This window comes from Micromonospora sp. C97, assembly GCF_018070385.1.
Taxonomy (GTDB): Bacteria; Actinomycetota; Actinomycetes; order Mycobacteriales; family Micromonosporaceae; genus Micromonospora; species Micromonospora parva.
Window position 1 is genome coordinate 1 of the sequence record NZ_JAGPXU010000026.1, and the last position, 23,777, is coordinate 23,777.

General features: G+C 71.4%; 29 protein-coding genes. 15 read left to right on the forward strand and 14 right to left on the reverse strand.

Translation table 11 applies throughout. The features are described from left to right. Positions 1-139: 139 nt before the first annotated feature. Entirely contained in the window at positions 140-709 is a 570-nt protein-coding gene (locus KBX26_RS25590) for an O-methyltransferase (RefSeq protein WP_030329239.1), read from the reverse strand. A gap of 596 nt (positions 710-1,305) precedes the next feature. On the opposite strand from KBX26_RS25590, the gene KBX26_RS25595 reads away from it, so the two are divergent. Both KBX26_RS25595 and KBX26_RS25600 read left to right on the forward strand, forming a co-directional pair. Then, positions 1,306-2,577: a trypsin-like peptidase domain-containing protein gene (locus KBX26_RS25595; protein ID WP_307857905.1), complete on the forward strand. Its 1,272-nt coding sequence runs from the start codon at positions 1,306-1,308 to the stop codon at positions 2,575-2,577. A gap of 76 nt (positions 2,578-2,653) precedes the next feature. After that, positions 2,654-3,076: a preprotein translocase subunit TatB gene (locus tag KBX26_RS25600; RefSeq protein WP_030329235.1), complete on the forward strand. Its 423-nt coding sequence runs from the start codon at positions 2,654-2,656 to the stop codon at positions 3,074-3,076. A 267-nt stretch (positions 3,077-3,343) separates the two neighbouring features. Here the strand turns inward: KBX26_RS25600 and KBX26_RS25605 are convergent, their stop codons facing one another. From KBX26_RS25605 to KBX26_RS25615, 3 genes are all read right to left on the reverse strand, one after another. Then, positions 3,344-4,492 (reverse strand): Mrp/NBP35 family ATP-binding protein, encoded by a 1,149-nt coding sequence (locus KBX26_RS25605; RefSeq protein WP_030329233.1) that lies wholly within the window; start codon positions 4,490-4,492, stop codon positions 3,344-3,346. Between the two features lie 76 nt (positions 4,493-4,568). Further along, positions 4,569-5,219 (reverse strand): DUF1003 domain-containing protein, encoded by a 651-nt coding sequence (locus KBX26_RS25610; RefSeq protein ID WP_030329231.1) that lies wholly within the window; start codon positions 5,217-5,219, stop codon positions 4,569-4,571. Further along, positions 5,212-6,498 (reverse strand): magnesium transporter MgtE N-terminal domain-containing protein, encoded by a 1,287-nt coding sequence (locus KBX26_RS25615; protein ID WP_030329229.1) that lies wholly within the window; start codon positions 6,496-6,498, stop codon positions 5,212-5,214. Before KBX26_RS25615 ends, KBX26_RS25610 begins: the two co-directional genes overlap by 8 nt. Positions 6,499-6,531: 33 nt before the next feature. On the opposite strand from KBX26_RS25615, the gene KBX26_RS25620 reads away from it, so the two are divergent. Continuing rightward, entirely contained in the window at positions 6,532-7,401 is an 870-nt protein-coding gene (locus KBX26_RS25620) for a PhzF family phenazine biosynthesis protein (RefSeq protein WP_030329227.1), read from the forward strand. Between the two features lie 12 nt (positions 7,402-7,413). Next, a complete protein-coding gene (locus KBX26_RS25625; protein WP_051708197.1) occupies positions 7,414-7,944 on the forward strand; it encodes a hypothetical protein in 531 nt (176 codons plus the stop codon). Between the two features lie 8 nt (positions 7,945-7,952). On the opposite strand, the gene KBX26_RS25630 is transcribed toward KBX26_RS25625, so the two are convergent. Next, the gene (locus KBX26_RS25630) at positions 7,953-8,672 is read right to left on the reverse strand and encodes an HAD family hydrolase (protein ID WP_030329223.1); all 720 of its coding nucleotides are present in this window, start codon (positions 8,670-8,672) and stop codon (positions 7,953-7,955) included. Between the two features lie 106 nt (positions 8,673-8,778). Here KBX26_RS25630 and KBX26_RS25635 point away from each other — a divergent pair, with 106 nt between their 5' ends. Continuing rightward, a complete protein-coding gene (locus KBX26_RS25635; RefSeq protein WP_030329221.1) occupies positions 8,779-9,732 on the forward strand; it encodes a DMT family transporter in 954 nt (317 codons plus the stop codon). Here the strand turns inward: KBX26_RS25635 and KBX26_RS25640 are convergent. Together KBX26_RS25640 and KBX26_RS25645 are read right to left on the reverse strand one after the other, a co-directional pair. Beyond that, a complete protein-coding gene (locus tag KBX26_RS25640; protein WP_210866595.1) occupies positions 9,710-9,994 on the reverse strand; it encodes a hypothetical protein in 285 nt (94 codons plus the stop codon). The two genes, KBX26_RS25635 and KBX26_RS25640, sit on opposite strands and share 23 nt — an antisense overlap. A 1-nt stretch (position 9,995) precedes the next feature. Beyond that, positions 9,996-10,820, reverse strand: a complete 825-nt coding sequence (locus KBX26_RS25645; protein WP_210866621.1) for an SDR family NAD(P)-dependent oxidoreductase — start codon at positions 10,818-10,820, stop codon at positions 9,996-9,998. Positions 10,821-10,948: 128 nt separating this feature from the next. On the opposite strand from KBX26_RS25645, the gene KBX26_RS25650 reads away from it, so the two are divergent. Beyond that, positions 10,949-11,905 carry a CoA ester lyase gene (locus tag KBX26_RS25650; protein ID WP_030329214.1) on the forward strand — a complete coding sequence of 319 codons (957 nt, stop codon included), beginning with the start codon at positions 10,949-10,951 and terminating at the stop codon, positions 11,903-11,905. A 76-nt stretch (positions 11,906-11,981) separates the two neighbouring features. On the opposite strand, the gene KBX26_RS25655 is transcribed toward KBX26_RS25650, so the two are convergent. Then, entirely contained in the window at positions 11,982-12,539 is a 558-nt protein-coding gene (locus KBX26_RS25655) for a DUF4190 domain-containing protein (RefSeq protein WP_210866596.1), read from the reverse strand. A gap of 118 nt (positions 12,540-12,657) precedes the next feature. Here KBX26_RS25655 and KBX26_RS25660 point away from each other — a divergent pair, with 118 nt between their 5' ends. Next, positions 12,658-13,563 carry an SDR family NAD(P)-dependent oxidoreductase gene (locus KBX26_RS25660; RefSeq protein WP_030329208.1) on the forward strand — a complete coding sequence of 302 codons (906 nt, stop codon included), beginning with the start codon at positions 12,658-12,660 and terminating at the stop codon, positions 13,561-13,563. A gap of 27 nt (positions 13,564-13,590) precedes the next feature. On the opposite strand, the gene KBX26_RS25665 is transcribed toward KBX26_RS25660, so the two are convergent. Continuing rightward, the gene (locus KBX26_RS25665; protein ID WP_030329206.1) at positions 13,591-14,127 is read right to left on the reverse strand and encodes a DUF4190 domain-containing protein; all 537 of its coding nucleotides are present in this window, start codon (positions 14,125-14,127) and stop codon (positions 13,591-13,593) included. 177 nt (positions 14,128-14,304) lie between these two features. Between KBX26_RS25665 and KBX26_RS25670 the strand changes: the two genes are divergently transcribed. Continuing rightward, positions 14,305-15,501 carry an acyl-CoA dehydrogenase family protein gene (locus KBX26_RS25670; protein ID WP_210866597.1) on the forward strand — a complete coding sequence of 399 codons (1,197 nt, stop codon included), beginning with the start codon at positions 14,305-14,307 and terminating at the stop codon, positions 15,499-15,501. A 98-nt stretch (positions 15,502-15,599) separates the two neighbouring features. Here the strand turns inward: KBX26_RS25670 and KBX26_RS25675 are convergent, their stop codons facing one another. Beyond that, positions 15,600-16,007, reverse strand: coding sequence for a CoA-binding protein (locus KBX26_RS25675; protein WP_030329201.1), 408 nt, complete (start codon positions 16,005-16,007; stop codon positions 15,600-15,602). A gap of 19 nt (positions 16,008-16,026) precedes the next feature. Beyond that, positions 16,027-17,073 (reverse strand): Rv2578c family radical SAM protein, encoded by a 1,047-nt coding sequence (locus tag KBX26_RS25680; RefSeq protein ID WP_210858916.1) that lies wholly within the window; start codon positions 17,071-17,073, stop codon positions 16,027-16,029. 93 nt (positions 17,074-17,166) lie between these two features. On the opposite strand from KBX26_RS25680, the gene KBX26_RS25685 reads away from it, so the two are divergent. After that, positions 17,167-17,586, forward strand: a complete 420-nt coding sequence (locus tag KBX26_RS25685; RefSeq protein WP_030329196.1) for a thiol-disulfide oxidoreductase DCC family protein — start codon at positions 17,167-17,169, stop codon at positions 17,584-17,586. Here the strand turns inward: KBX26_RS25685 and KBX26_RS25690 are convergent. The 3 genes from KBX26_RS25690 to trxA all read right to left on the reverse strand — a co-directional run bounded on the left by KBX26_RS25690 (position 17,550) and on the right by trxA (position 19,479). Beyond that, a complete protein-coding gene (locus KBX26_RS25690; protein ID WP_036410861.1) occupies positions 17,550-18,527 on the reverse strand; it encodes an HTTM domain-containing protein in 978 nt (325 codons plus the stop codon). The genes KBX26_RS25685 and KBX26_RS25690 overlap by 37 nt on opposite strands. Continuing rightward, on the reverse strand, positions 18,524-18,964 hold the full coding sequence (locus KBX26_RS25695; RefSeq protein ID WP_210866598.1) for a hypothetical protein: 441 nt from the start codon (positions 18,962-18,964) through the stop codon (positions 18,524-18,526). The genes KBX26_RS25690 and KBX26_RS25695 overlap by 4 nt, the downstream gene beginning before the upstream one ends. Positions 18,965-19,116: 152 nt before the next feature. After that, positions 19,117-19,479, reverse strand: coding sequence for a thioredoxin (gene trxA / locus KBX26_RS25700; RefSeq protein ID WP_210866599.1), 363 nt, complete (start codon positions 19,477-19,479; stop codon positions 19,117-19,119). A 548-nt stretch (positions 19,480-20,027) separates the two neighbouring features. On the opposite strand from trxA, the gene KBX26_RS25705 reads away from it, so the two are divergent. The 6 genes from KBX26_RS25705 (at position 20,028) to KBX26_RS25730 (ending at position 23,762) form a co-directional block, all read left to right on the forward strand. Then, complete coding sequence (locus KBX26_RS25705) at positions 20,028-20,543, forward strand: MaoC family dehydratase (RefSeq protein WP_210866600.1); 516 nt, start codon at positions 20,028-20,030, stop codon at positions 20,541-20,543. A 93-nt stretch (positions 20,544-20,636) separates the two neighbouring features. Further along, complete coding sequence (locus KBX26_RS25710; protein WP_209444496.1) at positions 20,637-21,173, forward strand: hypothetical protein; 537 nt, start codon at positions 20,637-20,639, stop codon at positions 21,171-21,173. A gap of 51 nt (positions 21,174-21,224) precedes the next feature. Next, entirely contained in the window at positions 21,225-21,848 is a 624-nt protein-coding gene (locus tag KBX26_RS25715; protein ID WP_210866601.1) for an RNA methyltransferase, read from the forward strand. 79 nt (positions 21,849-21,927) lie between these two features. Next, on the forward strand, positions 21,928-22,605 hold the full coding sequence (locus KBX26_RS25720; protein WP_374224329.1) for a DUF6758 family protein: 678 nt from the start codon (positions 21,928-21,930) through the stop codon (positions 22,603-22,605). A 116-nt stretch (positions 22,606-22,721) separates the two neighbouring features. After that, positions 22,722-22,880, forward strand: a complete 159-nt coding sequence (locus KBX26_RS25725) for a hypothetical protein (protein ID WP_007455302.1) — start codon at positions 22,722-22,724, stop codon at positions 22,878-22,880. A gap of 6 nt (positions 22,881-22,886) precedes the next feature. Next, positions 22,887-23,762 (forward strand): PH domain-containing protein, encoded by an 876-nt coding sequence (locus KBX26_RS25730; protein WP_030329180.1) that lies wholly within the window; start codon positions 22,887-22,889, stop codon positions 23,760-23,762. Positions 23,763-23,777: the final 15 nt, after the last annotated feature.

Genomic DNA, 23,777 nt, shown 5'->3' on the forward strand with positions numbered 1-23,777 from the left:
TCCGGATACCGGTGTCGTATCCGGACGAAACCGCAACGCCGCCGGTCGTCGTCCGGGCCCGCCGCAGGCCGGCCAGTTCTTATGAAACAGGCCCTAGGGCGTGGGGTGGAGACCCGGCTCGATCCGGCGCGGGCCTGGGTCAGCACTTCACCGCGGCGAGCAGCCCGTGCCCGACCGGAAGCAACGCGGGGATCCAGTGCTCCGACTCCCGGACTGCCTTGATCGTCTCGCGAACCGTCACCGTCTCCGCGTCCCGGGCGGCCGGGTCGCCGATCCGGTCGCTCGCCAGCACGCCGTTGAGCGCCAGCACGCCCCCCGGCCGCAACAGCCGCAGCGCCGCCTCCACGCAGGCGTGGAAGCCGGTCGCCTCCGCGTCCACGAAGACCAGGTCGTACGCGCCGTCGGCGAGCCGGGGCAGCACGTCCAGCGCGCGACCGGTGATGATCCGCGTACGCCCGGCCGCGAAGCCCGCCTCGGCGAAGATGCGCCGGGCGATCCGCTGGTGCTCCACCTCGACGTCGATCGTGGTGAGCACGCCGTCGGCACGCATGCCGCGTAGCAACCAGACACCGCTCACCCCGGTTCCGGTGCCGATCTCCACCACCGCACGGGCATTGCCGGCGGCGGCCAGCAGCCGCAACGCCGCTCCCGCGCCGGGGGTGACCGCGTCGAGGCCCACTTCCCGGGCCAGGCTGCGGGCGGTACGCAGGACGAGATCCTCGGTGACGTACGACTCCGCGAACTGCTGAGCGTGCGTCGTCGAACTGCCGGAACCGGCGACCGTGGCGATGGGGCACCTCCGGGGGCGGTGCGTGGTGCGGGGGCGGGTTGGCACTGTGAGCGTAGAGGCGACCGTCGTGGGGCGCAGCCGCGCCTCCGCCGGAAGCGATCACCGGGGCAACCGCTGACTGCACCGCGCCCATCCGTGCAATCCTGGAGGCGGTATCCCGTCAGCCGCGACCAGACCGGCCCGTGGCCGGGCGACGCGGCGCGGGATCCGGGGACGGACTGGGAGGCACCGACGTGACCGACGGCTGGGACTGGCGCCGGGGCGGTGAGACTCCGGATCCGGCGCGACCGCCCGGGGCAGGAGCCCCGCCGGTGGGGCCGACCATGCCGGGGGCTGACCGCGCGCCCCTCGCCTCGCCCGGAGGTGGGCCGGCACCGGGCTGGCCGGCGGCTCCCGTGGGGCCGGCACCGGGCTGGCCGGCGGCTCCCGTGGGGCCGGCACCGGGCTGGTCACCGGCTCCCGTGGGGCCGGCGTCCTCGGCTGGACCGGCTTCGGGTTGGCCGGCGTCTTCTGCGGTGCCGGCGTCCTCGGTCGGACCGGCACCGGGCTGGCCGGCACCGGCTGCGGGCGGGCCCAACCCGGCCGACGCGTCGCCCTGGTGGTCCGACGCCCTCGCCGACCCGTGGCGCGACCCGGCGGCACCGACAGCTGTGGTGGTGCCCGGAATGGTCGCCCCCGGCACCGAGCCCGAGCCGGTCACCGACCCCGATGCGCCGGGCCGGCCGACGGTGCGCCAGTTGCTGCTCATTCCCGTGATCACCGCGCTCCTGGCCGGCACCCTCGGCGGTGCGCTGGGCTACGCGTTCGCGGTGCGCGGCGGCGCCGGTGCCGCGGTTCTCGGTGCTGCGCCCGCCGAGGCGCCGGCACTGGCGCAGCGCAAACCGGAGTCGCTGGCCGGGGTCGCCGAACGGGTCCTGCCCAGCGTCGTGACCGTACGGGTGAGCAGCCTCGGCGGGACCAGTGAGGGCTCCGGGTTCATCGCGACCGCCGACGGCCATGTGATCACGAACGACCACGTGGTGGCCGGCGGCACCGGCAAGGCCTCGGTGGTCTTCAACGACGGCAGCACCGCGCCGGCGACCATCGTGGGGCAGGACGCGGAGTCGGACATCGCCGTGATCAAGGTGAGTCGTCCCGGGTTGCGGCCCGTCGAGTTCGGCGACTCCGACGCGCTGGCGGTCGGCGACCCCGTGCTCGCCATCGGTTCGCCGTTGTCGCTGGCCAACACGGTGACCGCCGGCATCGTGAGCGCCCTGGACCGGACTATGCAGGCCGGCGAGCCGGGCGGGCCGGTGCGTTACTACGCCGCCATCCAGACCGACGCCGCCGTCAACCACGGCAACTCGGGCGGCCCACTCGTCGACGGCGCGGGCCGGGTGGTCGGGGTGAACTCCACCATCAAGTCGCTCGTCGCCGAGGGGCAGGAGGCGGGCAACATCGGGCTCGCCTTCGCCATCCCGATCAACCAGGCCAAGCGGGTGACCCAGGACATCATCGGCACCGGCAAGGCCCGCCGTACGGTGATCGGCGCCCGGGCGGACGGCCCGACCGGGGTCGTCGGGGGTGGCCTGCGGCTGGCCGAGGTGGAGCCGTCCGGGCCAGCGGACGGTGCCGGCTTGAAGGTCGGCGACGTGATCCTCAAGATCAACGGACGGCCGATGACCGAGCCGACGGACCTGACCGCGTTGGTCCGCAAGTACGCGCCGGGATCGGTCGTGACGGTCGAGTATCGGCGGGGCTCCGCCCGGCAGAACACCTCGGTAACTCTCGCCGCGGATGCGAAGTGAACAGCGGTGTACCCCTTGCCCGAAAGCCGTCTGGCGTGCGTAGTCTTGCTGCTGACGCCGTGAGGAGGCCCGCGGGATGCTCGACAACCTGAACTGGTGGGAGATCGGTGCGCTGCTGCTCCTGGCGCTGTTGATCTTCGGCGACCGGCTCCCCGCCGTGATCACCGACGGCCTGCGGTTGGTGCGCAACCTGCGCAACATGGCCCGCAACGCCACCGGCGACCTGAGCCGTGAGCTGGGCACCGACATCCAGCTGGAAGACCTGCACCCGAAGGCGTTCATCCGCAAGCACCTCCTCAGCGAGGAGGACGAGGCGGCCATCCGCAAGCCGCTGCAGGGCGTTTACGACAACCTGCGCGCGGACGTCAGCGGCGTACACGACGACCTGAAGGACGTGGCCAACGCCGCCGACCTGCGGTCCGACGGGGCCCGCTCCGGCACGGCCACCAGCAGCCCCTCCGCGCCGGCCCCCCGCGTCAGCTACGACGACGCCACCTGACCGGCTGGTACCCGCGCTGCCAGGGCTCGGCCGGCTGATGTCCGCCCGGGCCGGACGGCTGCTCTGATCACTCGGTTTTCCGGAAGTCGGCCCGTCAACCGGCGCCGGATACCGCGACTTCCGGAAACCCGAGTCGATCATGTGCGCCCCCGGCCCGCCCCCGGCCCGCCGGCCGCCCGCCGCCGGCTGCCCCGCTGGCCATGTCCGTGGAGACGACTCAGCCCGCCGGCCAACAGCGGCCGACGGGCTGGCGGTGGTCGTTGTTGGTCAGCGACCGGCGGGCTTGAGGCCGAGGGGCTTGCCGAGCAGCGACTCGCGGCGCACGGCGAGCCGGTCGGCGATCGCGCCGAGTGCCTGCGCGGCCGGGGACTCCGGCTCGGCCAGCACGACCGGGTTGCCGGCGTCGCCGGCCTCGCGGACCCGGGTGTCCAGCGGAATCTGACCGAGCAGCGGCACCTGCGCGCCGATGGTCCGGCTCAGCGACTCGGACACCGCCGCACCACCGCCGGCGCCGAAGATCTCCATCCGGGAACCGTCCGGCAGCTCCAGCCAGGACATGTTCTCGATGACGCCGACCACCCGCTGGTGGGTCTGCAGGGCGATCGCCCCGGCTCGTTCCGCCACCTCGGCGGCGGCGGTCTGCGGGGTGGTGACGATCAGGATCTCCGAGTTGGGCAGCAGCTGGGCCAACGAGATGGCCACGTCACCGGTGCCCGGCGGCAGGTCGAGCAGGAGCACGTCCAGGTCGCCCCAGTAGACGTCGGCCAGGAACTGCTGCAGCGCCCGGTGCAGCATCGGGCCGCGCCACACGACGGCGGCGTTGCCGGAGGTGAACATGCCGATGGAGATGACCTTCACGCCGTGCGACTGCGGCGGCATGATCATGTCTTCGACCCGGGTGGGTCGGCCGTCCGCACCGAGCATCCGGGGCACCGAGTGGCCGTAGATGTCCGCGTCGACCACCCCGACGGAGAGCCCCCGGGCGGCGAGCGCCGCCGCCAGGTTGACAGTCACGCTGGACTTGCCGACGCCACCCTTGCCGCTGGCCACCGCGTACACGCGGGTGCGCGAGCCGGGCTGGGCGAACGGGATGACGGGCTCCTCGGTGGCGCCGCCGCCACGCAGCTGCGACTGCAACGACTGCCGCTGCTCCGGGGTCATCACACCGAAGTCGATCTCCACGCCGGTGACGCCGGGCACCGCGGCGACGGCGGCGGTGATGTCGGTCCGCAGCTTGTCCTTCAGCGGGCAGCCGGCGACGGTGAGCAGCAGTTCGACGCGTACGACACCGCTGGCGCCGATCGTGGCGGAGCGGACCATGCCCAGCTCGGTGATGGGCCGGCGGATCTCCGGGTCGTTGACGGTGGCCAGGGCGGCCTGGATCGCGTCCTCGACGGTGCTCACGGGTGCTGACATGCCCGCAATGCTACGTCGAGGGGCATCCGTTGCCGCCGCTGCCCGGGGCGGTGTGAGCCAATCGATGACCCGTTGGTCAGCCCTCCGACCGGCGCGGGGCGGTGCCGTCCGGCCGGGCGTCCCGGGTGAGGTCGCCGTCCAGGTCGTCGCGGGGTTCGTCCAGGCCGACACCGTCGTTCGGGCGGTGCGCACGCCGCTCCTGCCGGTTGTCCTTCTCCTGTTGGCGGCGCTCCAGGCGCTGCCGGCGTTGGCCCATCTCGTCCAGCTCCTCGGCCAGCCGGGCCAGCTCGGAGCGGAGGAAGTCGCGGGTGGCGACCTCACCCAGGGCGATCCGCAGGGCCGCGATCTCCCGGGCCAGGTACTCGGTGTCCGCCTTCTGCGCGGTGGCCCGCCGCCGGTCCTCCTCCAGGGCCACCCGGTCCCGGTCGGCCTGCCGGTTCTGGGCCAGCAGGATCAGCGGGGCCGCGTAACTGGCCTGCAACGACAGCACCAGGGTCAGGAAGGTGAAGGTGTACGGGTCGAAGCGCAGGTCCGCCGGGGCGAGGGTGTTCCAGACGAACCAGATCGTGATCACCACGGTCATCACGACGATGAAGTTCGCCGTGCCCATGCCCCGGGCGATGCCCTCGGACCACCGGCCGAACGCCTCCGCGTCGAACCGGGGCAGCTTGACACCCCGGGGCTCGCGTGGCTGGTCGAGACGCTCCGTCCGCCGCTGGTCAGCCATCTGTGCCGTCCAGCGCGGTGTCGGTGCTGCCCGAGGCGGTCAGCGCGTCACGGTCCCGCCAGTCGCGGGGTAGCGAGTGGTCCAGCACGTCGTCGACAGTCACGGCGCCGACCAGCCGATTGTTGCGGTCGATCACCGGCATGGCGACCAGGTCGTAGGTGGCCATCCGACGGGTGATCTCCGGCAGCGGGGTGGTGGGACGAAGTGGGTCGATGTCGTTGACCACCACCTTGCCCAGCAGGTCGGCCGGCGGTTCGCGCAGCAGCGCCTGGAAGTGCACCATGCCCAGGTAGCGGCCGGTCGGGGTGTTCTGCGGCGCCCGGGTCACGAAGACCTGCGCGGCGACGGCGGGGGAGAGCTGGGGCTCCCGGATCCGGGCCAGTGCCTCGGCGACGGTGGCGTCCGGCGGCAGGATGACCGGCTCCGAGGTCATCACACTGCCCGCCGTGCCGGGGGTGTACTTCAGCAGCTGACGTACCGGGTCGGCCTCGTCCGGCTCCATCAGGTCCAGCAGCACGTCCTGCTCGGGTGGGGGCAGTTCGTTGAGCAGGTCCGCGGCGTCGTCCGGGTCCATCTCCTCCAGGACGTCGGCGGCCCGCTCCCGGTCGAGGGCGGCGAGGATCTCCACCTGGTCGTGTTCGGGCAGTTCGCTGAGCACGTCGGCCAGTCGCTCGTCGTTCAACGCGGCCGCGACCTCGTTGCGCCGCGCGTCGGGCAGGTCCTGCAACGCGTTGGCCAGGTCGGCGGGGCGCATGTCCTCCAGTACGGCGAGCAGGTTCGCCGTACCCCGGTTGTCGGCGATGCCGCTGAGCCCGCGCACCCGGTCCCACTCGACCTGGTGCAGGTGGCCGCGGCGGCTGAGCCGACCGGTCTGCTCGCGGACGGCGACGCGGGTCAGTGACCATTCGCCACCCCTGGTGCACTCCATGGCGACGTCCACGACCGCGCCCGGCTGGCCGCCCGGGTCCAGTTGCACCCGCCGGTCGAGCAGTTCCTGGAGCACCAGCAGCTCGTTCGGTCGCTTCTCGAACCGGCGCAGGTTGAGGGTGCCGGAGCCGAGCACGACGGCGTCCGCGTCGATGGAGGTGATCCGGTTGATGGACAGGAAGATCCGACGACGCATCGGCATCTCGGCGACCAGCCCCACCACCTCCGGGGGACGCTTGGTCGCCCGGAGCCGTGCCACGGCGTCACGGACCCGCCCCACCTGGTCACCGTTCGGGTCGAAGACGGCGACTCCGGCGAGACGGGCGATGTAGACCCGGGTCGGCGTGCTCACGCGCACCAGCCTAAGCGCCTACTGTTTATCAACATGTCGACCTTGGCCTACGAGATCGTGGACGTCTTCACCGATCGCCCCTTCGCCGGCAACCCGCTGGCGGTGGTGTTCGGCGCGGAGGCGCTGGCCACCGAGCAGATGCAGGCGCTCGCGCTGGAGTTCAACCTTTCCGAGACGGTGTTCGTGCTGCCGCCGACCCAGGTCGGCGCCACCTACCGCGCCAGGATCTTCACCCCGGTGGAGGAGTTGCCGTTCGCCGGGCACCCCAGCGTCGGCGCGGCGGTCACCGCGTGCCGGCGGGGGATGTTCGGTGTGGGGCAGGTCACCCAGGAATGCGGGGCCGGTGTGCTGCCGATCGAGGTGACCGCGTCCGGGGCGACGTTGACCGGTGGCACCCCGACCCTCGGGCCGGAGCTGGATCCGGAGCCGTTGCTGGAGATCGCCGGGCTGGCCGCCGACGACCACGTCGGCCCCGCGCCCCGGGTCGCCGGCTGCGGGCTGGAGTTTCCGTACCTGCCGGTGCGGCCGGAGTCGGTGGCCCGCGCCCGGGTGAACCCGGCGGCGGCGGAACGGTACGGGGTGTCGCACGTCAGCGTCTTCTCCTGGGACGCGGCAGCGCAAACCGCGCACGCCCGGGTCTTCGTGCCGGGGATGGGCGTTCCGGAAGACCCGGCGACCGGTTCGGCGGCGCTCGGCCTGGGTGTCTGGCTGGTGGCGAGTGGTCTGCTGCCCGGCGAGGGGCGGTCGGAGTACGCGGTCCGCCAGGGCGTGGAGATGAACCGCCCGTCCGCGTTGGCCTGCACGGTCACCGCGGCGGACGGCGCGGCGGTCGGTGCGACGGTCACCGGTCAGGTGATGCCGGTGGCCCGCGGCGAGATCGCCGTGCCGCCGTTCGTGGGCTGAGCGAAGGCGCCGATGCGGGAGGATGCGGGTGTGACGGACAAGGACGCCCCCGGGGGCACCCCACTGGTCGACGAGGCGATGAAGAAGGCCGCCGTGGCCTGGGTCAGCGTTGCCGGTGGGCCGGCGCTCGCGCTCTGGTGCGCCCCGCTGGAGGGCGCGCTCCTGGTGGTCAGCGGGCCGGGTGAGCAGGCCGCGCCGGGTCTGGCCGACGCGACCGAGGCCCAGGTCACCCTGCGCGGCGACCACGGCGGTCGGATCGTCACCTGGCCGGCCCGGGTGAGCCGGTTGCAGCCGGGCACCGAGGCGTGGGACACCACCGCCCCGCTGGTGGCGGCGAAGCGTCTCAACGCGCCCGGACCGACCGCCGACCTGGTGGCCCGCTGGGCCGCCGACGGTTGCGCGGTGAACCGCCTCGTCCCGGCCGGTACACCGCTGGCTGGCGCGGAGTTGCCGGCCGACGCGCAGGCCGAGCCGCCCCGGGCGACTCCGGCGGTGCGGGCCACCCGTAAGCCGTTCCGGCTGCACCGGGTCCGCCGCCGCTGATCAACGGATCAGTCCGCCCGACCGCCGACGCCCGCCACCGCCGCGTCGTGGTCGACCAGGGCGAGCACCTCACCCAGGGTCCCGAGCGTCGGGCCGCGCCAGTCCCGGTCGGCGTTGAACACCATGTGGGTGGCCAGATCCGGTGCGGCGAGCCGGACGGCTGTCATCCCGGCCCGCTCCGCGCCGGTCAACTCCTGGCTGCCACCGTCGCCGACGTAGAGACAGTCGCCCGGGGTGAGCCCGAGCCGCTGGCAGGCGGTCAGGTAGAGCGTCGGGTCTGGCTTGCACCGCCCGACCTGCACCGAGAAGACCTGTACGTCGAGCAGCGGGGCGACCGCCAGCTGCGGCAGGAAGGCCGGCAGTTCGTGCGTACAGTCGCTGATCACGCCGGTGCGCAGGCCGCGCTGGCGCAGGGCCGCCAGCACCGGCACCGCGTCGGCCCGCAGCCAGGTGTCCGCGCGGACCGCCAGGTGCCGGGACGCCACGGCCGCCCGCACCGCCTGGTCACTGGGGTGTACGCCGACCTGGGCGCACACCCAGCGCAGGGTCGCCTCCGCGTTGCCGAACCGGCCACTGGCCCGCTCGTAGTAGGTGCGGTTCAGCACCTCGGACAACGCGTCGGTGGGGCACCCGAGCAGCTCGGCGGTGCCGGCGTGCGCGGCACCGCGTTGCACCGAACGGGTCAGGGTGCCGAAGAAGTCGAACAGCACCGCCTGGTAGCTGGACATGGGGGAACGCCTCCGGGCGGTCGAGGGTCGCCGGCGCGGACCCGCGTGATCGTAACGGAGTGATGACCCTCCGTGTCGACCGTCATACGTGTGAGGATTACGTCCCGTGCCCCCACCTTCACCTCGACCGACAGTGGATCCGTTGACCACCGGCGCGGTCGGACTGGCAGTGGTCGCCGTGTCGTCGTCAGCGCCGCTGATCGCGTACGCCGCTGCCCCCGCCCTGGCCATCGCGTTCTGGCGCAACCTGCTCGCGGTGGCCGTACTGAGCCCTGTCGCGCTGGCCCGGCGTCGTGCCGAGTTCCGCCGGTTGACGGTGGGCGCGGGCCGACGGGAGGGACTGTTCTGCGTCCTGTCCGGGGTCGCGTTGGCCGGGCACTTCGCGACCTGGGTGCCGAGCGCCCAGCTCACCACGGTCGCCACGTCCACCGCGCTGGTCGCCACCCAGCCGGTCTGGCAGGGGCTGATCGCCCGCGCTCAGGGGCGACCGCTGCCCCGGGTGGTGTGGGTCGGCATCGCGGTGGCGGTCGGCGGCGCGGCGATCGCCACCGGTGTGGACGTGGGTGTCTCCGGCCGGGCCGTCCTCGGCGACGTGCTGGCGCTGACCGGCGCCATGTTCGCCGCCGTCTACACCGCCTTCGGCGAACGGGCCCGGACCAGCATCAGCACCACCACCTACACCACCATCTGCTACGGGATCTGCGCGCTGATCCTGCTGGCCCTGTGCCTGGTCGGTGGCGTACGACTGACCGGGTTCGACGGGCGTACCTGGCTGGCCATCCTGGCTCTGGTGGCCGGTGCCCAACTGCTCGGGCACTCGATGTTCAACTACGCCCTGCGGAAGATCCCGGCGACCACGGTGAGCGTGCTGATCCTGCTGGAAGCGCCCGGCGCCGCACTGCTCGGCTGGGCCTGGTTGGGTCAGGTGCCCCGCCCGTACGCGCTGCTCGGGATGGCGTTGCTGCTGGCCGGTGTGGCGGTGGTGGTGCTGGGCGGCGGTCGGGCCGCGCGCCGGGGCGCGTCTCCCGCGCGGTTGGCTAGCCCTCCCGCACCTCAATGACCCGGGTCGTCGGGGCGGCCTCACCCAGCTCGCCGCGCAGGGCCGCCCGGTCCGGGTCGACGAGGAACGACTCGTACCCGGCCCGGGAGTCGAACCGGATCACGTGCACCTCGGTCTGGCCGTCGGTGCCGCGCAGTCGCCGCTCCAACCAACCGCCGTGCCGCCCCAGCAGGGCCAGCACGGCATCCTCGTAACGCCGCCCGGCGGCCTCCGCCCCGACGGTGAACTCGACGACCGCGACGAGTGTCAGCCCGCCGGCCACCTCAGGTGTCCAGACCGACGGCCTTGGCGCTCGCCGCCCACAGCCGGGCGGCGAGCTGTGGATCGGCCGCCTTCCGCAGGGGCCGACGCGGTCGGCGGTCGACGTAGTAACCCCCGTTGATGAGCCGGGAGCGGTCCTGGTTGGCCAGCCACACCAGCGTCTCGGCGCCCTTCTCCGGGCTGCGGAAGGGCATGAAACGCATGCCGAACGCGACCAGCCTGCTGTCGTTGGCGAACCGGGTGCGAACCACCCCGGGGTGGAAGCAGTACGCGGAGATGTCCGGCCAGCGCCGGGCGGCCTCGGCGGTGAACAGGATGTTCGCCTGCTTGCTGGTGCCGTACGCGCCCATCGGCCGGTAGTCACGCAGCGGCCTGTTGAGGTCGTCCGGGTCCAGTGCGCCGAAGCGGTGAGCGCCGGAGGCGGTCACCACCACCCGGCCCACCCGGTCGGCGAGCAGACTGGTCAGCAGGAACGGGGCCAGGTGGTTGGCCTGGATCGACATCTCGAAGCCGTCGACGGTGCTCAGTGGTTGCAGCGCGATCGCGCCGGCGTTGTTGGCGAGCACGTCGATCCGGTCGTACGCGGCCCGGAGCTGGGCGGCCAGTCGGCGTACGTCGTCGAGGACCGCGAAGTCGGCCCGGAACAGCTCCGGCCGCTCGCCGGAGGTCTCCCGGACCCGTTCGGCCGCCGCCTGCAGCCGGGCCGGGTCCCGCCCGACCAGCACCACCTGGTCGCCACGGCAGGCGAGGTGCACGGCGGCGGCCAACCCGATGCCGGAGCTGGCCCCGGTCACCACCACCAGTCGACGCCCAGTGAGATCTTCCACAGGTCCATTCACCCCGGTCATGGCGCGAGGTTACCGTGGCGTCACAACGACCTTTGGGATCGTTAAGGTTTCGGATCTGTCGTCAGGTGGCGTCGGCGTGCCCGCCGGACGCTGGAAGGAGCGCATCCATGGCCGCAGTCGGTCGCCCCCGCAGGTCCTGCCTCGCCGTACCGGGTTCCAGCGTGAAGATGCTCGGCAAGGCCCAGGGGCTCCCGGCCGACCAGGTCTTCCTCGACCTGGAGGACGCCGTCGCCCCGCTGGCCAAGCCGGACGCGCGCAAGAACATCGTGGCCGCGCTCAACGAGGGTGACTGGGCCGGAAAGACCCGGGTGGTCCGGGTCAACGACCTGACCACCCCGTGGACCTACCGGGACGTCATCGAGGTCGTCGAGGGTGCCGGCGCCAACCTGGACTGCATCATGCTGCCGAAGGTGCAGACCGCCGAGCAGGTGCACTGGCTGGACCTGCTGCTCACCCAGATCGAGAAGACCCTCGGCCTGGAGGTCGGCCGGATCGGCATCGAGGCGCAGATCGAGAACGCCGCCGGCCTGGTCAACGTGGACGCGATCGCGGGCGCCTCGCCCCGGGTGGAGACCATCATCTTCGGCCCGGCCGACTTCATGGCGTCGATCAACATGAAGTCGCTTGTGGTCGGTGCGCTGATCCCCGACTACCCGGGCGACCCGTACCACTACATCCTGATGCGGATCCTGATGGCCGCCCGGATGCACGACAAGCAGGCCATCGACGGCCCGTTCCTGCAGATCCGCGACGTGGACGGGTTCCGTGAGGTGGCCAAGCGTTCGGCCGCGCTGGGCTTCGACGGCAAGTGGGTGCTGCACCCCGGCCAGATCGACGCCGCCAACGAGGTCTACCAGCCGGCGCAGGCCGACTACGACCACGCCGAGCTGATCCTCGACGCGTACGAGCACTACACCTCGGAGGCCGGCGGCAAGCTCGGCGCGGTGATGCTCGGCGACGAGATGATCGACGAGGCGTCCCGCAAGATGGCGCTGGTGGTCGCCGCGAAGGGCCGGGCCGCCGGGATGAGCCGTACCTCGTCGTTCACCCCGCCGGCGCAGTGACGGGCCGGGACGGGACGGCGGCCGCCGGCTTGTCGACCCGGCTCGACAATCGGCGGTACGCCGTCCCGCCCGTCGGTCAGTAGCTGCCGCTGTCGTTGCTCGTCGCGATCGCGTAGATGATCGCGGCGGCGTAGATGGCGAGCACCAGCACCAGGAACCCGGTGAGGATCCAGCCGATGATGATGGCGGCCTTCGCCATCCCCGCGCCGCCCTCGCCGCTGATACGGATCTGCTTCTGCGCGACGTGCCCGAGGATCGCGCCGATCGGCGCGGTGATGCAGGACGTGAATCCGATCATGGCCAGCACGAACGCGGCGATGGCCAGTCCGTTGGTCTTCGGCGGCTGCGGGTAGCCGTAGCCGGGGTACTGCTGCGGGTAGCCGGCCGGGGCGTACCCGGGCGGGGCGTACTCGGCCATCGGCTGGGTGGCGGGCGGCTGCGCGCCGGCGTACGGGTCGACCGGGGCGTACGGGTTCACCGGGGCGTACGGGTTTGTCGGGGCGTACGCCTCGACCGGGCCAGGCTGCGGGGGCACCGGCTGACCGGCCACCAGGGTCGGGTCGGGTGTGGGGCTCGATGGCGGGGCCGACCAGGTGGGATCGCTCCAGTTGCCGGGCGGCGGGGGATTTGTCATGCGAACTCTCCGTCAGGTCGGGGTGCGGAGACAGGGTAGCCACAGCCACCCAAACCCGATGCCCCTGCTTCCGGGTGCCGCGTTGCCCGGGCCGGTCGTAACGGGCAGGATCCCTGGCATGGCATTCGACGCGCGCGCCGCGGACCGCTCCGGCAGTCGACCCCGACGGGACGTCAGCCGTCCGGGCGCGGCCCGGCGGGCCCGGACGGCCGCCCCGGCGGGCAGCTCCGGCAGCGACGAACCGGTCGCGCTCGCCGACCCGGTGACCATGCGTCTCGACGGGCGGGTCGCCCTGGTCACCGGGGCGGGCAGCCCGGACGGCATCGGGTACGCGACCGCCCGGCGACTCGCCGACCTCGGTGCCCGGGTGGCCATCGTGTCGACCACCCGACGCATCCACGAGCGGGCGACCGAGTTGGGGGTGACCGGTTTCGTCGCGGACCTGACCGACGAGTCCGAGGTCGGCGCACTGGCCGACGCGGTCGCCGAGCAGTTGGGCGACGTCGAGGTGCTGGTCAACAACGCCGGCCTGGCCAGTCGGGCCAGCCAGGGCGTGCTGCGACCGGTGGCCCAGCTGAGCTACGACGAGTGGCGTGGCGAGATCGACCGCAACCTCTCCACCGCGTTCCTGTGCAGCAGGGCGTTCATCGGGGGAATGGCCGAGCGGGGCTGGGGTCGGATCGTCAACCTGGCGGCCACTGCCGGCCCGGTCAACGCCCTGCCCACCGAAGCCGCGTACGCCGCGGCGAAGGCCGGGGTGGTCGGGCTGACCCGGGCCCTGGCCATGGAGATGATCGCCGACGGCGTGACGGTGAACGCGGTGGCGCCCGGCACCATCTACACAGCGGCGTCCACCATGGCCGAGATCAAGCAGGGGCTGGGCACGCCGGTGGGGCGACCGGGCACGCCGGACGAGGTCGCCGCGGCGATCAGCTTCCTCTGCTCGCCGGCCGCCTCGTACATCACCGGGCAGATGCTGGTGGTGGACGGTGGCAACAGCGTCCGCGAGGCCCGCTTCCGCTGACCGGAACGCTCCGCACCCGCGCGCCGGTCAGTAGCCGCCGCTGTCGCCGTTGTTGGCGAAGGCCACCAGCGCCAGCCAGCCACAGCAGGCCAGCACGGTGAGCCCGGTGAAGACGTAGCCCAGGATCAGCCCCCAGGTGGCGAGCTGGTCGCCGTCCTCGCCGCTGGTGCGGATCTGCCGTTTGGCCACGTGGCCGAGGACCGCGCCGGCCGGCGGGAACACGAAGGCGAACACCAGCGACAGGATCGCCAGCACGTTGGTGCGCTGCCCCGGCCCGGACGGCGGTGGGCCGTACTGACCGTAGGGGCCCTGCGGGGGGTACGGCGGCTGCTGGCTCCAGTGCGCCGACTGCTGCGGCCGCTGGTCACCGTACGACGGCTGGTCGCCGGGTGGCCCGTACGGTGAACGTTCCGCTGGTAGCTCGTACGCCGGCTGGTCCGGCTGCGGCGCGTACGGCTGTTGGCCGGCCGGCGGTGGCGCGTACGGCGACTGGTCAGCTGGTGGTTCGTAGGGCGACGGCGGCGGCTCGTCGCCGGGTGGTCCCGACGGCGGCGGGTGGCTCACAGCTGTCCTCCTCCTGCCGGTGCCGGAAAAGTCCCTCTTGCCGGACGCTACCCGCAGCGGTGAACCTTTTCACAGCGGTTGTGTGGACTGGTCACCTTGGCCTCGCCGACCCGAGAGACCGATACTGACCCAGCGTTCAGTTACCCACGAGTAGTGCGCGGATCCCCGGAGGCTGTGATGGCTCGACTCGCCCAGACGCCCGGCCTGACCGATGTGCAACAGTCGATCCTGGAGACCGTTCGGGACTTCGCCGACAAGGAGATCATCCCGCACGCGCAGCGGCTGGAGCACGCCGACGAGTACCCCACCGACATTCTCGACGGCATGCGCGAGATGGGGCTCTTCGGCCTCACCATCGACGAGGAGTACGGCGGGCTCGGCGAATCGCTGCTCACCTACGCGCTCGTGGTGGAGCAGCTGTCCCGAGGCTGGATGTCGATCTCCGGCATCGTCAACACCCACTTCATCGTGGCGTACCTGATCTCCCAGCACGGTTCCGCCGAGCAGAAGGCCCGCCTCCTGCCGAAGATGGCCACCGGCGAGGTGCGCGGAGCGTTCTCCATGTCCGAGCCCGAGACCGGCTCCGACGTCTCGGCGATCAAGTCCCGGGCCGTCCGTGACGGCGACAGCTACGTGCTCAACGGGCAGAAGATGTGGCTCACCAACGGGGCGTACTCCTCGGTGGTGGCCACCCTGGTCAAGACCGACACCGGCGCGGAGTCCGTCTACGGCAACATGAGTACCTTCCTGCTCGAGAAGGAGCCGGGCTTCGGCGAGACCGCTCCCGGCCTGACCATCCCCGGCAAGATCGAGAAGATGGGTTACAAGGGCGTCGAGACCACCGAGATGGTGCTCGACGGGGTGACGGTGCCCGACTCCGCGATCCTCGGCGGCGCTGACCAGGTGGGCCGTGGCTTCTACCAGATGATGGACGGCATCGAGGTGGGCCGGGTCAACGTGGCCGCCCGCGCCTGCGGCATCTCCATCCGCGCCTTCGAGCTGGCAGTGCAGTACGCCCAGCAGCGCAAGACCTTCGGCCAGCCGCTCGCCAGGCACCAGGCGATCGCGTTCAAGCTCGCCGAGATGGGCACGAAGATCGAGGCCGCGCACGCCCTCATGGTCAACGCCGCCCGGCTCAAGGACGCCGGTCAGCGCAACGACGTCGAGGCCGGCATGGCCAAGCTGCTCGCCTCGGAATACTGCGCCGAGGTCGTCCAGGAGGCGTTCCGCATCCACGGCGGCTACGGCTACTCCAAGGAGTACGAGATCGAGCGGCTGATGCGGGAAGCCCCGTTCCTGCTCATCGGCGAGGGCACCTCGGAGATCCAGAAGACCATCATCAGCCGAGGCCTCCTCAAGGAGTACAAGATCTGATCCCCTTTACCTCCGCGATCTTGCACTTCCTGTCGTCACATAACCCGCTTGACGGGGCGAAACGGCGACCGAAAGTGCAAGATCGCGAGGGTGGGGGGTCAGGTCAGGCGGGTTAGCGCGTTCACGGCGCGTTCCACGGCCAGGCAGCGGTCTTCCACATAGTCCATGCCAGCCTCTTCGGCGATCCGCCGCGCCTCGGCCGAGACGATGCCCAACTGCAGCCAGACCGCCGGGGCGCCGATCGTCGCCGCGTCGCGGACGACCTGCACGGCGTCGGCCGCCGGCCGGAACACGTTCACCAGGTCGACCGGGTGCGGGATGTCCGCGAGAGTCTTGTACGCCCGCTCCCCGAAGAGTTCATCGACCGACGGGTTGACCGGGATGATCCGCCAACCGTGTCGCTGCATCTGCAATGGCACGCCATGCGCGGCCTTGTTGGGGTCGCGGGACGCGCCCACGACGGCGATCACGGCGGAGTCGGCGAGGATCTGCTGAGCGGTACGCACCCGCCGACTGTAGCTCCGACTACAGCAGTGTCAGCTGCTCGGCTGCCGACGGTGGCGGCGGCTCGGGCAGGGTGCGGTTGTCGCCCCGCTCCCCGCGGTGCAGCCCGTGCCGGCGGGAGGCGATCCGCACCCGCGCGGTCAACTCCCGCTGGTACGCCTGCGGGGCGTACGCGCCGGCCCGGTAGAGCTCGCGGTAGCGGGGCACGAGGTGCGGGTGCTCGCGGGCGAGCCAGTGCGCGTACCACTCCCGGGCGCCCGGACGCAGGTGCAGGGGCAGGGCGGTCACGCTGGTCGCACCGGCGGCGGCGATCGCCGACACGGTGGCCTCGATCGACTCGTCACTGTCGCTGAGGCCGGGCAGGATCGGGGCCATCAGCACGCCGACGGAGAAACCCGCGTCGGTGAGCGCCCGGACGGCGTCCAACCGGCGGCGGGGGTGCGGTGTGCCCGGCTCGACGGTGCGCCAGAGGTGCTCGTCGACGAACCCCACCGAGAACGAGATGCCCACCGTTGTCACCTCGGCGGCCTGACGCAGCAGCGGCAGGTCGCGCAGGATCAGCGTGCCCTTGGTGAGGATCGAGAACGGGTTGGCGAAGTCCCGCAACGCGGCGATGATCTGCGGCATCAGCCGGTAGCGGCCCTCGGCGCGCTGGTAGCAGTCCACGTTGGTGCCCATCGCCACGTGCGCGCCTCGCCATTTCGGCGCGGCCAGCTCCCGCCGGACCAGCTCGCCGGCGTTGACCTTGACGATCACCTTCCGGTCGAAGTCCGCGCCGGCGTCGAGATCGAGGTAAGTGTGAGTGTTTCTCGCGAAGCAGTAACGGCATGCATGAGAACAGCCCCGGTACGGGTTGATCGTCCACTCGAACGGGACGCGGGACTGCCCGGGCACCCGGTTGAGGATGGACTTGGCCTGCACCTCGTAGAAGGTCATCCCGGCGAACTCGGGGGTGTCGAAGGTGCGGGCGACGGCGCCGGGCAGCGCCAGCGGCAGGGGTGGCGTCGCTGGCGCTGCCCGCTCGGGGTCTCCCTCGACCGGGGGAGCGGTGAGGTTGTCCCAGCGCATGGGCACTATTCGAACACGTGTACGAGGCGAGCGCAAGTGACCCGCCGTACACCGGTGGGCGTCCGGGCGGTCGGAGAGGGGAGGATGGACGCCATGGAGACGTCGACCTTCGTCTACGACGGGGACTGTGCGTTCTGCACGAGCTGCGCGCAGTTCATCGAGCGCCGCATCCCCACCACCGCGCGGGTGGTGCCGTGGCAGTTCGCCGACCTGGACGCGCTCGGCCTCACCGTGGCCGAGTGCGAGGAGGCCGTGCAGTGGGTCGGCGCGGACGGCGCGCGTGCCGCCGGCCCGGACGCCATCGCGAAGCTGCTCGCCGCGAGTGGTCCGCTCTGGCGGGTCGCCGGTGCCGGCCTGCGGATCCCTCCGGTACGGGCTGCGGCCTGGCCGGTGTACCGCTGGGTGGCGCGTAACCGGCACCGCCTGCCGGGCGGCACTGCGGCCTGTTCCCTGCCGCAGGAGGCGCGGGAGCGGCTCTACGGCCCGGCCGGTCGCCCGAGCACCGGAGCCTGATCGTCGAACGCCCGCTCCGCGCCGGCTCCCACCGGACCCCGGTCGGGTGGCACCGGCCCGGTGTCGGTGTCCGCCGGGCTCGTCTCCGGGGCGTCCGTCGGTGCCGAACCGGACGTGTCGCGGCCGACGAGCCGACGGGCCCAGACCAGCGGGCGTACCCGTTCCAGCGGTAGGAAGCTGGTCATCGCGGCCAGGTGCGGTGCGAACGAGATCGTGATGGTCGCGATGGTGACCGCGTGGAACGAGTAGAAGAAGCCGACCATGGCGAGTCGCCAACGGGGTGGCAGCAGGAAGACCACCGGGCTCAGCAGCTCGAACGCCACGATGCCGAACTGGGCGACGATGAGCAGGTACGGCACCTGGGCGATCAGGTCCGCCAGGTCGGTGCCGCGCCGGATGATCGCGCGGGCCAGGACCGAGCCGGTCAGCCAGTCCAGACCGCCGAAGCGCAGCTTGGCGAAGGCGGCCAGGAAGTACGTGCAGATCACCGCGATCTGGGTGACGCGCAGGGCCCAGCCGCCGGCCTCGGTGCGGGTGGTGTCGCCGTGGCGGGCGCGACCGGCGGTGGGCAGCACGGCCAGCGCGACGAGCAGCCCGAACCGGTCGTGGTCGACCTTCCCGTAGCTCATCGCGATGATCATCCACTCCAGGTACAGCGCGCACACCGCCCAGCCGAGCAGTCGGGGCGCCCGTCCGGTGGCAGCGAGGAGGGCGAGCAGCAGCAACGCCCAGAAGATCACCGTCACCAGCGTCTCGGTCGGCGTCGGCAGTGGGAGCAGACGGCCGATCAGGAGCGGTTGGTACAGGTCGCCGGGCACGCTGACCCGGGTGCGTACCCAGGGGGTGAAGATCACCAGGTCGGCGGCGACGAACAGGTAGATCAGGGTGCGGAACGCGGCCACCCGGCCCCGGGGCACCGCCTCGGTCAACCAGCGGCTCATCGGGCGGCCTGCCAGCGGACGACCGTCTCATCGGTGTGTTGACCGGTCGGTCGGCCGGCGCGAATGCCGTGCCAGCGGATGACGATGCGGACCTCGACCAGCGCGGGGGCGTCCGGGTGGCGTTCGGCGTACGCGTCGGCGACCTCGGTGAGCAGCGTCGGGTCGGCCGCGTAGCGGGCCTGCTGACCCTCGATCTCGGCGCGGCGAATGCCGGTCGCGTTCTGGTCGAGGTCGATCACCGCCCCGGAGGTGTTCACCCCCTCGACGCGGGTGTCGGGCGCGGGTGCGTTCGGCGGGTTCGAGGTGGAGTACATCCGGAACGGGCCGAACGGGAAGTCGTCGTCGCTGCCCCAGAAGGTGCCGAGGACGAGCAGGGCGAGACCCAGTGCGGTCGCGCCCAGCCGGGTCACGCGCCCGCGGGTGGTCAGGTTCTCCATCGGGTCGTGACGATACGGGATGTACCGACTGCTTCGGGTCCCTCCGACGGCCAGTTCGGCCTGACCAGGCAGGTGATCATGCGCGCGGGTGGGGGTACGACGAAGGCCGGGCCCGTGTCGGGCCCGGCCTCGTGTGTCGTCAGCGGGACGACTCAGTGGTTGTGCTCGGCCAGCTGCTTGCGGACGTCGTCCATGTCCAACGCCTCGACCTGTTCGATCAGGTTCTCCAGTGCGGACTCGGGCAGGGCGCCCGGCTGGGCGAAGACGATGATGCCGTCCCGGATCGCCATGATCGTCGGGATCGAGCGGATGTCGAACTTGGCGCCCAGCTCCTGCTGAGCCTCGGTGTCGACCTTCCCGAAGACGATGTTCTGGTGCTTCTCCGAGGAGCGCTCGTAGACCGGGGCGAACCGCTTGCACGGACCACACCAGTCGGCCCAGAAGTCGACCAGGACGATGCCGTCGTTGCCGGTCACCTCGTCGAAGTTCGCCGAGGTCAGCTCAACGGTTGCCATTGCACTCTCCGATCACCGCGGTTTATCTACGTCCCGTAGAACCAGGGCTGACCGTATCGAATTCCCGGGCGATGGGGCACGAAACGTGCTCGGGGCTGCCGGGGGGCGCTGCGGGTCATCGACGTACGTCTGTTCACACCCGAGCTGCGGATCGCAAGTGCACGACGCACTTGCGTGACCTGCGGTAATGGGAGCGTTTCCAGGGAGATCCACCCGATTGAGCACTACGAATCGGTAACTTGGGCATTGACAAGGAGGTATCCGGCCTGCAGAGATCGCTGATCAACCTCCGATTGGTGACGGAGAGTAATGTTACAAAAAGATAAATGTGACCGCGATCTCTGTTGAACCTACGCAGGCGTAGGGCAGAATTCCTCACATCAGAGCGTGGGCGGCGGGTGCCGGGGAGGGCCCCGCCGCTCATTGCGTCTCCCCCCGGGCGTGTGACAGGTGTGACATTTCCGCCGCCACCGCGCCCCGCCGGTCGCCTTAACCATCGGTAAGGCATGCTGTGCCGAACTCCATCGCCGCCCGTCGAAGGGACCAGCATGCAGTTCGGTCGCTACTACGAGGAGTTCGAGGTCGGCGCGGTCTACCGGCACTGGCCGGGCAAGACCGTGACCGAGTACGACGACCACCTCTTCTGCCTGCTCACCATGAACCACCACCCGCTGCACATGGACGCGCACTACGCCGCGACGGCCAGCCAGTTCAAGCGCAACGTCGTGGTCGGCAACTACATCTACTCGCTGCTGCTCGGCATGTCGGTGCCGGACGTGAGTGGCAAGGCGATCGCCAACCTGGAGGTCGAGTCGCTACGGCATGTCGCGCCGACCTTCCACGGCGACACCATCTACGGCGAGACCACGGTGCTGGACAAGCGTGAGTCCGGCTCGAAACCCGACCGTGGCGTGGTGTCCGTGGAGACGCGCGGCTACAACCAGGACGGCACGATGGTCTGCGTCTTCCGGCGCAAGGTCATGGTCCCCAAGCGGGAGTACGCGGAAGCTGCGGTGCCCGACGGCGCGGACCCCGAGCGGCCCAGCTTCCCCGAGCCGCGCTGAGCGTCGCGGCGGGCTCGACCGTCGCCGGACACCGGGCTCCTTCCCCGACCGCGGGTCTGCTGGGGAAGGGGCCCGGCGCCCGTCTCGGGGCATATGCTGACGCCGGAGGTTCCGATGAGCCACTCCGTAGCGGGAGAGCCGTCCTCTGCCGGCCGCCGAGCCACGCCCTTGACCACCGCTGTCTACTCCGCCGCCGAGTGGGATCTGCTCACCGGCCTGCCCGGCCGGGTTCTCGTGGCCGCAGCGGCGCCCGGTCCCGGCCGGATCGAGCGTGGGGTCGCGGCGGGCCTGGCCGGCCTGGACGCCGTGGCCGCCGGCCGGGCCTCCGACAGTGATCTGGTCCGCGCGGTGGTCGCCGCGATCTACGCCCGTCACGACGGCACCCCGCAACCCGCCGAGCGGCTGACCGACCTGGTGGACCTGCTGGCCGCCTGTCGGGCGGCGGGCCGGGTCCTCCGTCGGCGGGCCGACCCGGCCGACTCGGCCGCGTACCGCCAGTGGGTGCAGTCCGTCGCGGCCCGGGTCTGTCGCGCGGTGCCCGGCACCGGCGGGCGTCGGGTGGACCCACCGGCCAGCCCGGCGGACCGGCGCTTCCTGGACCGGCTCGGTGCCGCCCTCGACCTCGGCTGACCGGCAGGTCGTCGCAGCCGGCGCCGACGCGGTCCGTACCCTCTGATGACCGTGACCGACGACCAGCTTGAGGTGGGCGTGGGCCCCTGGCCGGGGGACCCACCGGACGACCCCTGTTACGACCCGCAGCTACTGGCTGAGGGGGACCGGCGCAATGTCGTCGACCGCTACCGCTACTGGCGGCACGAGGCGATCGTCGCCGACCTGGACCGGCACCGGCACGGCTTCCACGTCGCGATCGAGAACTGGCAGCACGACTTCAACATCGGCACTGTGGTGCGCAACGCCAACGCGTTCAACGCCGCCGAGGTGCACATCGTCGGACGACGACGGTGGAACCGGCGCGGTGCGATGGTGACCGATCGGTACCAGCACGTACGGCACCACGAGACGATCGAGGAGTTCGTCGCCTGGGCGGCCGGGCGGCACCTGCCGGTGTTCGGCATCGACAACCTGCCCGGGTCGCGTCCGCTGGAGACCGGCACCCTGCCACGCGACTGCGTGTTGCTGTTCGGCCAGGAGGGTCCCGGCCTCTCCGCGCCGGCCCGCGCCGCGTGCGACCAGCTCTACTCCATCGCCCAGTACGGCTCGACGAGGTCGATCAACGCCGGCGTGGCCAGCGGAATCGCGATGCACGCCTGGATCCGCGCGCACGCCGGCACGCCGCCGGACTGACCCACGTACGGTGCCGAATCGGACGTTCGGGCTTGACGTGCCGGCGGTCCGGGGAGACGGTGGGGATGTGAGTGTCGCGGTGAGTTGTCCGAGATGCGGGGGCCCGGTACGGGCGCCGGATCTGATGAACACCGACTCAAGGTGTGTGCACTGCGGCCCGGTGCCACCGCTGCACGTGCCCGAGCACATCGGAGCGGAGATCGTGGCGAGCGTGGTGGAACGGATCGCCGCGACCGCCGACCCGCCGGTGACGCCGTTGTGGTGCCCGTGGCCGCTGCCGCCCGGTTGGACACTCACCGGTGTGGCGTACGCCGGGGACGACCGGACGGGAGTGCGGGCGACAGCGTTGGCCTGCGCGGGCCCGGCGCCACTCGGCGGTGGTCCGGCCGATCTGGTCTTTGTGGCCGAGGAACCCGGTGTGGGTCTGGGCACCCGGCTCGCCGGTCTGACCGGCCCGGATCCGGGACCGGAGTTGGTCGACGCGCTGACCGACCCCGGATCGGGCCATCCTGACCACGTCGGACAGGCGAAGATCAAGGTCGGCGGGCACCCCACTCCACTGTGGTTGGTGAATTCGCCAACGGATCGAAGCGCGTACGCCGGCGAGGCTCGGGGAATGTGGCTCCATGCGATAGCCTGGCCGGCGAGTGCGGGTCACCTGCTCGCGGAAGATGTCGTGCTACACGACCTGACCGAGTGGACTCCGCCCGAGCTCGTGTACGGCGCACCGTCCCCGTATCTACCCGGGAGAGCTTGACAACTCTCCCGGATTGACGGAGAACGGACGCAGATATTCACTGTACGACACCACACTGATACTCTGGGTGCCGCTGCGGTAATGGGACCCGGCGCCGCGCGAGAGGATGGCCCGCCATGGTCAAGAAGGTCCTCACCTGGGCCGGAATCGCATTCTTGATCTTTTTCGTCGCCTACCGGCCAAACTCTGCGGCGGACGTGTTCAAGTCGCTCGGCGGCGGGATCATGGATATCGCCCAGGGCTTTGGCGACTTCTTCACCAGCCTCGTCGCCTAGCCGCCGATGGGCAGCCCCTCCGGTCCACCCTTCGACCCGGACGACCCCGACCGGGAGCGCCGCGAGCGCGACACCGAGCCGATCCCGCGGATCGGGCCAGATGACGGCCCGGATTACGGGGCCGGTCCCGGCCTGTCCGACGGTCCGTCCCTTTCGGACGACGTCGGCTACGGCGACGGGCCCGGCTATGCCGGTCAGGGTCGTTCCGGTCGGGGATGGATCCGGGATCCGGAGGCCGGTTACCAGCCGCCGCAGATCTCCGAGGACGAGCTGGCCGGGTTGCGCGCCGACGCGACCGGCTCGACCCCTCGGCGGGTGCTGCCACTGGAAGACGAGCCCAGCTCGTTGGTGGCGCGCTACCTCTTCCCCACCGAGCGCTACCGCGGCGAGTGGAAGCGGCACTGGATCCACCTCACCAACCCGCTGTTGATCGGCATCGCGGCGACCTTCGTGCTCGGCTACCTCTCCGGCTTCCTCGCCGGCCAGGACGTCGGTGCGCTGACCACCATCGCCGTGCTGCTCTGGTTCGCGGTGATGGGGTGGGTGGCGTGGAAGGTCGCGGACTGGTGGTATGACCGTTTCATCCTGACCAACAAGCGGGTCATGGTGGTCAACGGCATCGTCACGCGCAAGGTGGCGATGATGCCGCTGGTCCGGGTCACCGACATGAAGTACGAGCAGACCCCGACCGGCCGGGCGCTCAACTACGGCACCTTCGTGCTGGAGTCCGCCGGTCAGGAGCAGGCGCTCCGCGAGATCAAGAACCTACCCAACCCGAACGAGCTCTACCTGCGCGTCGTCGAGGAGATGTACGAGCCGCAGGCGGTCGAGGCGCGGCTCGGCAAGGAAGCCGACGAGGCCAAGGCCGACGACGGTGCGTGAAGGTTTTTGACCGAA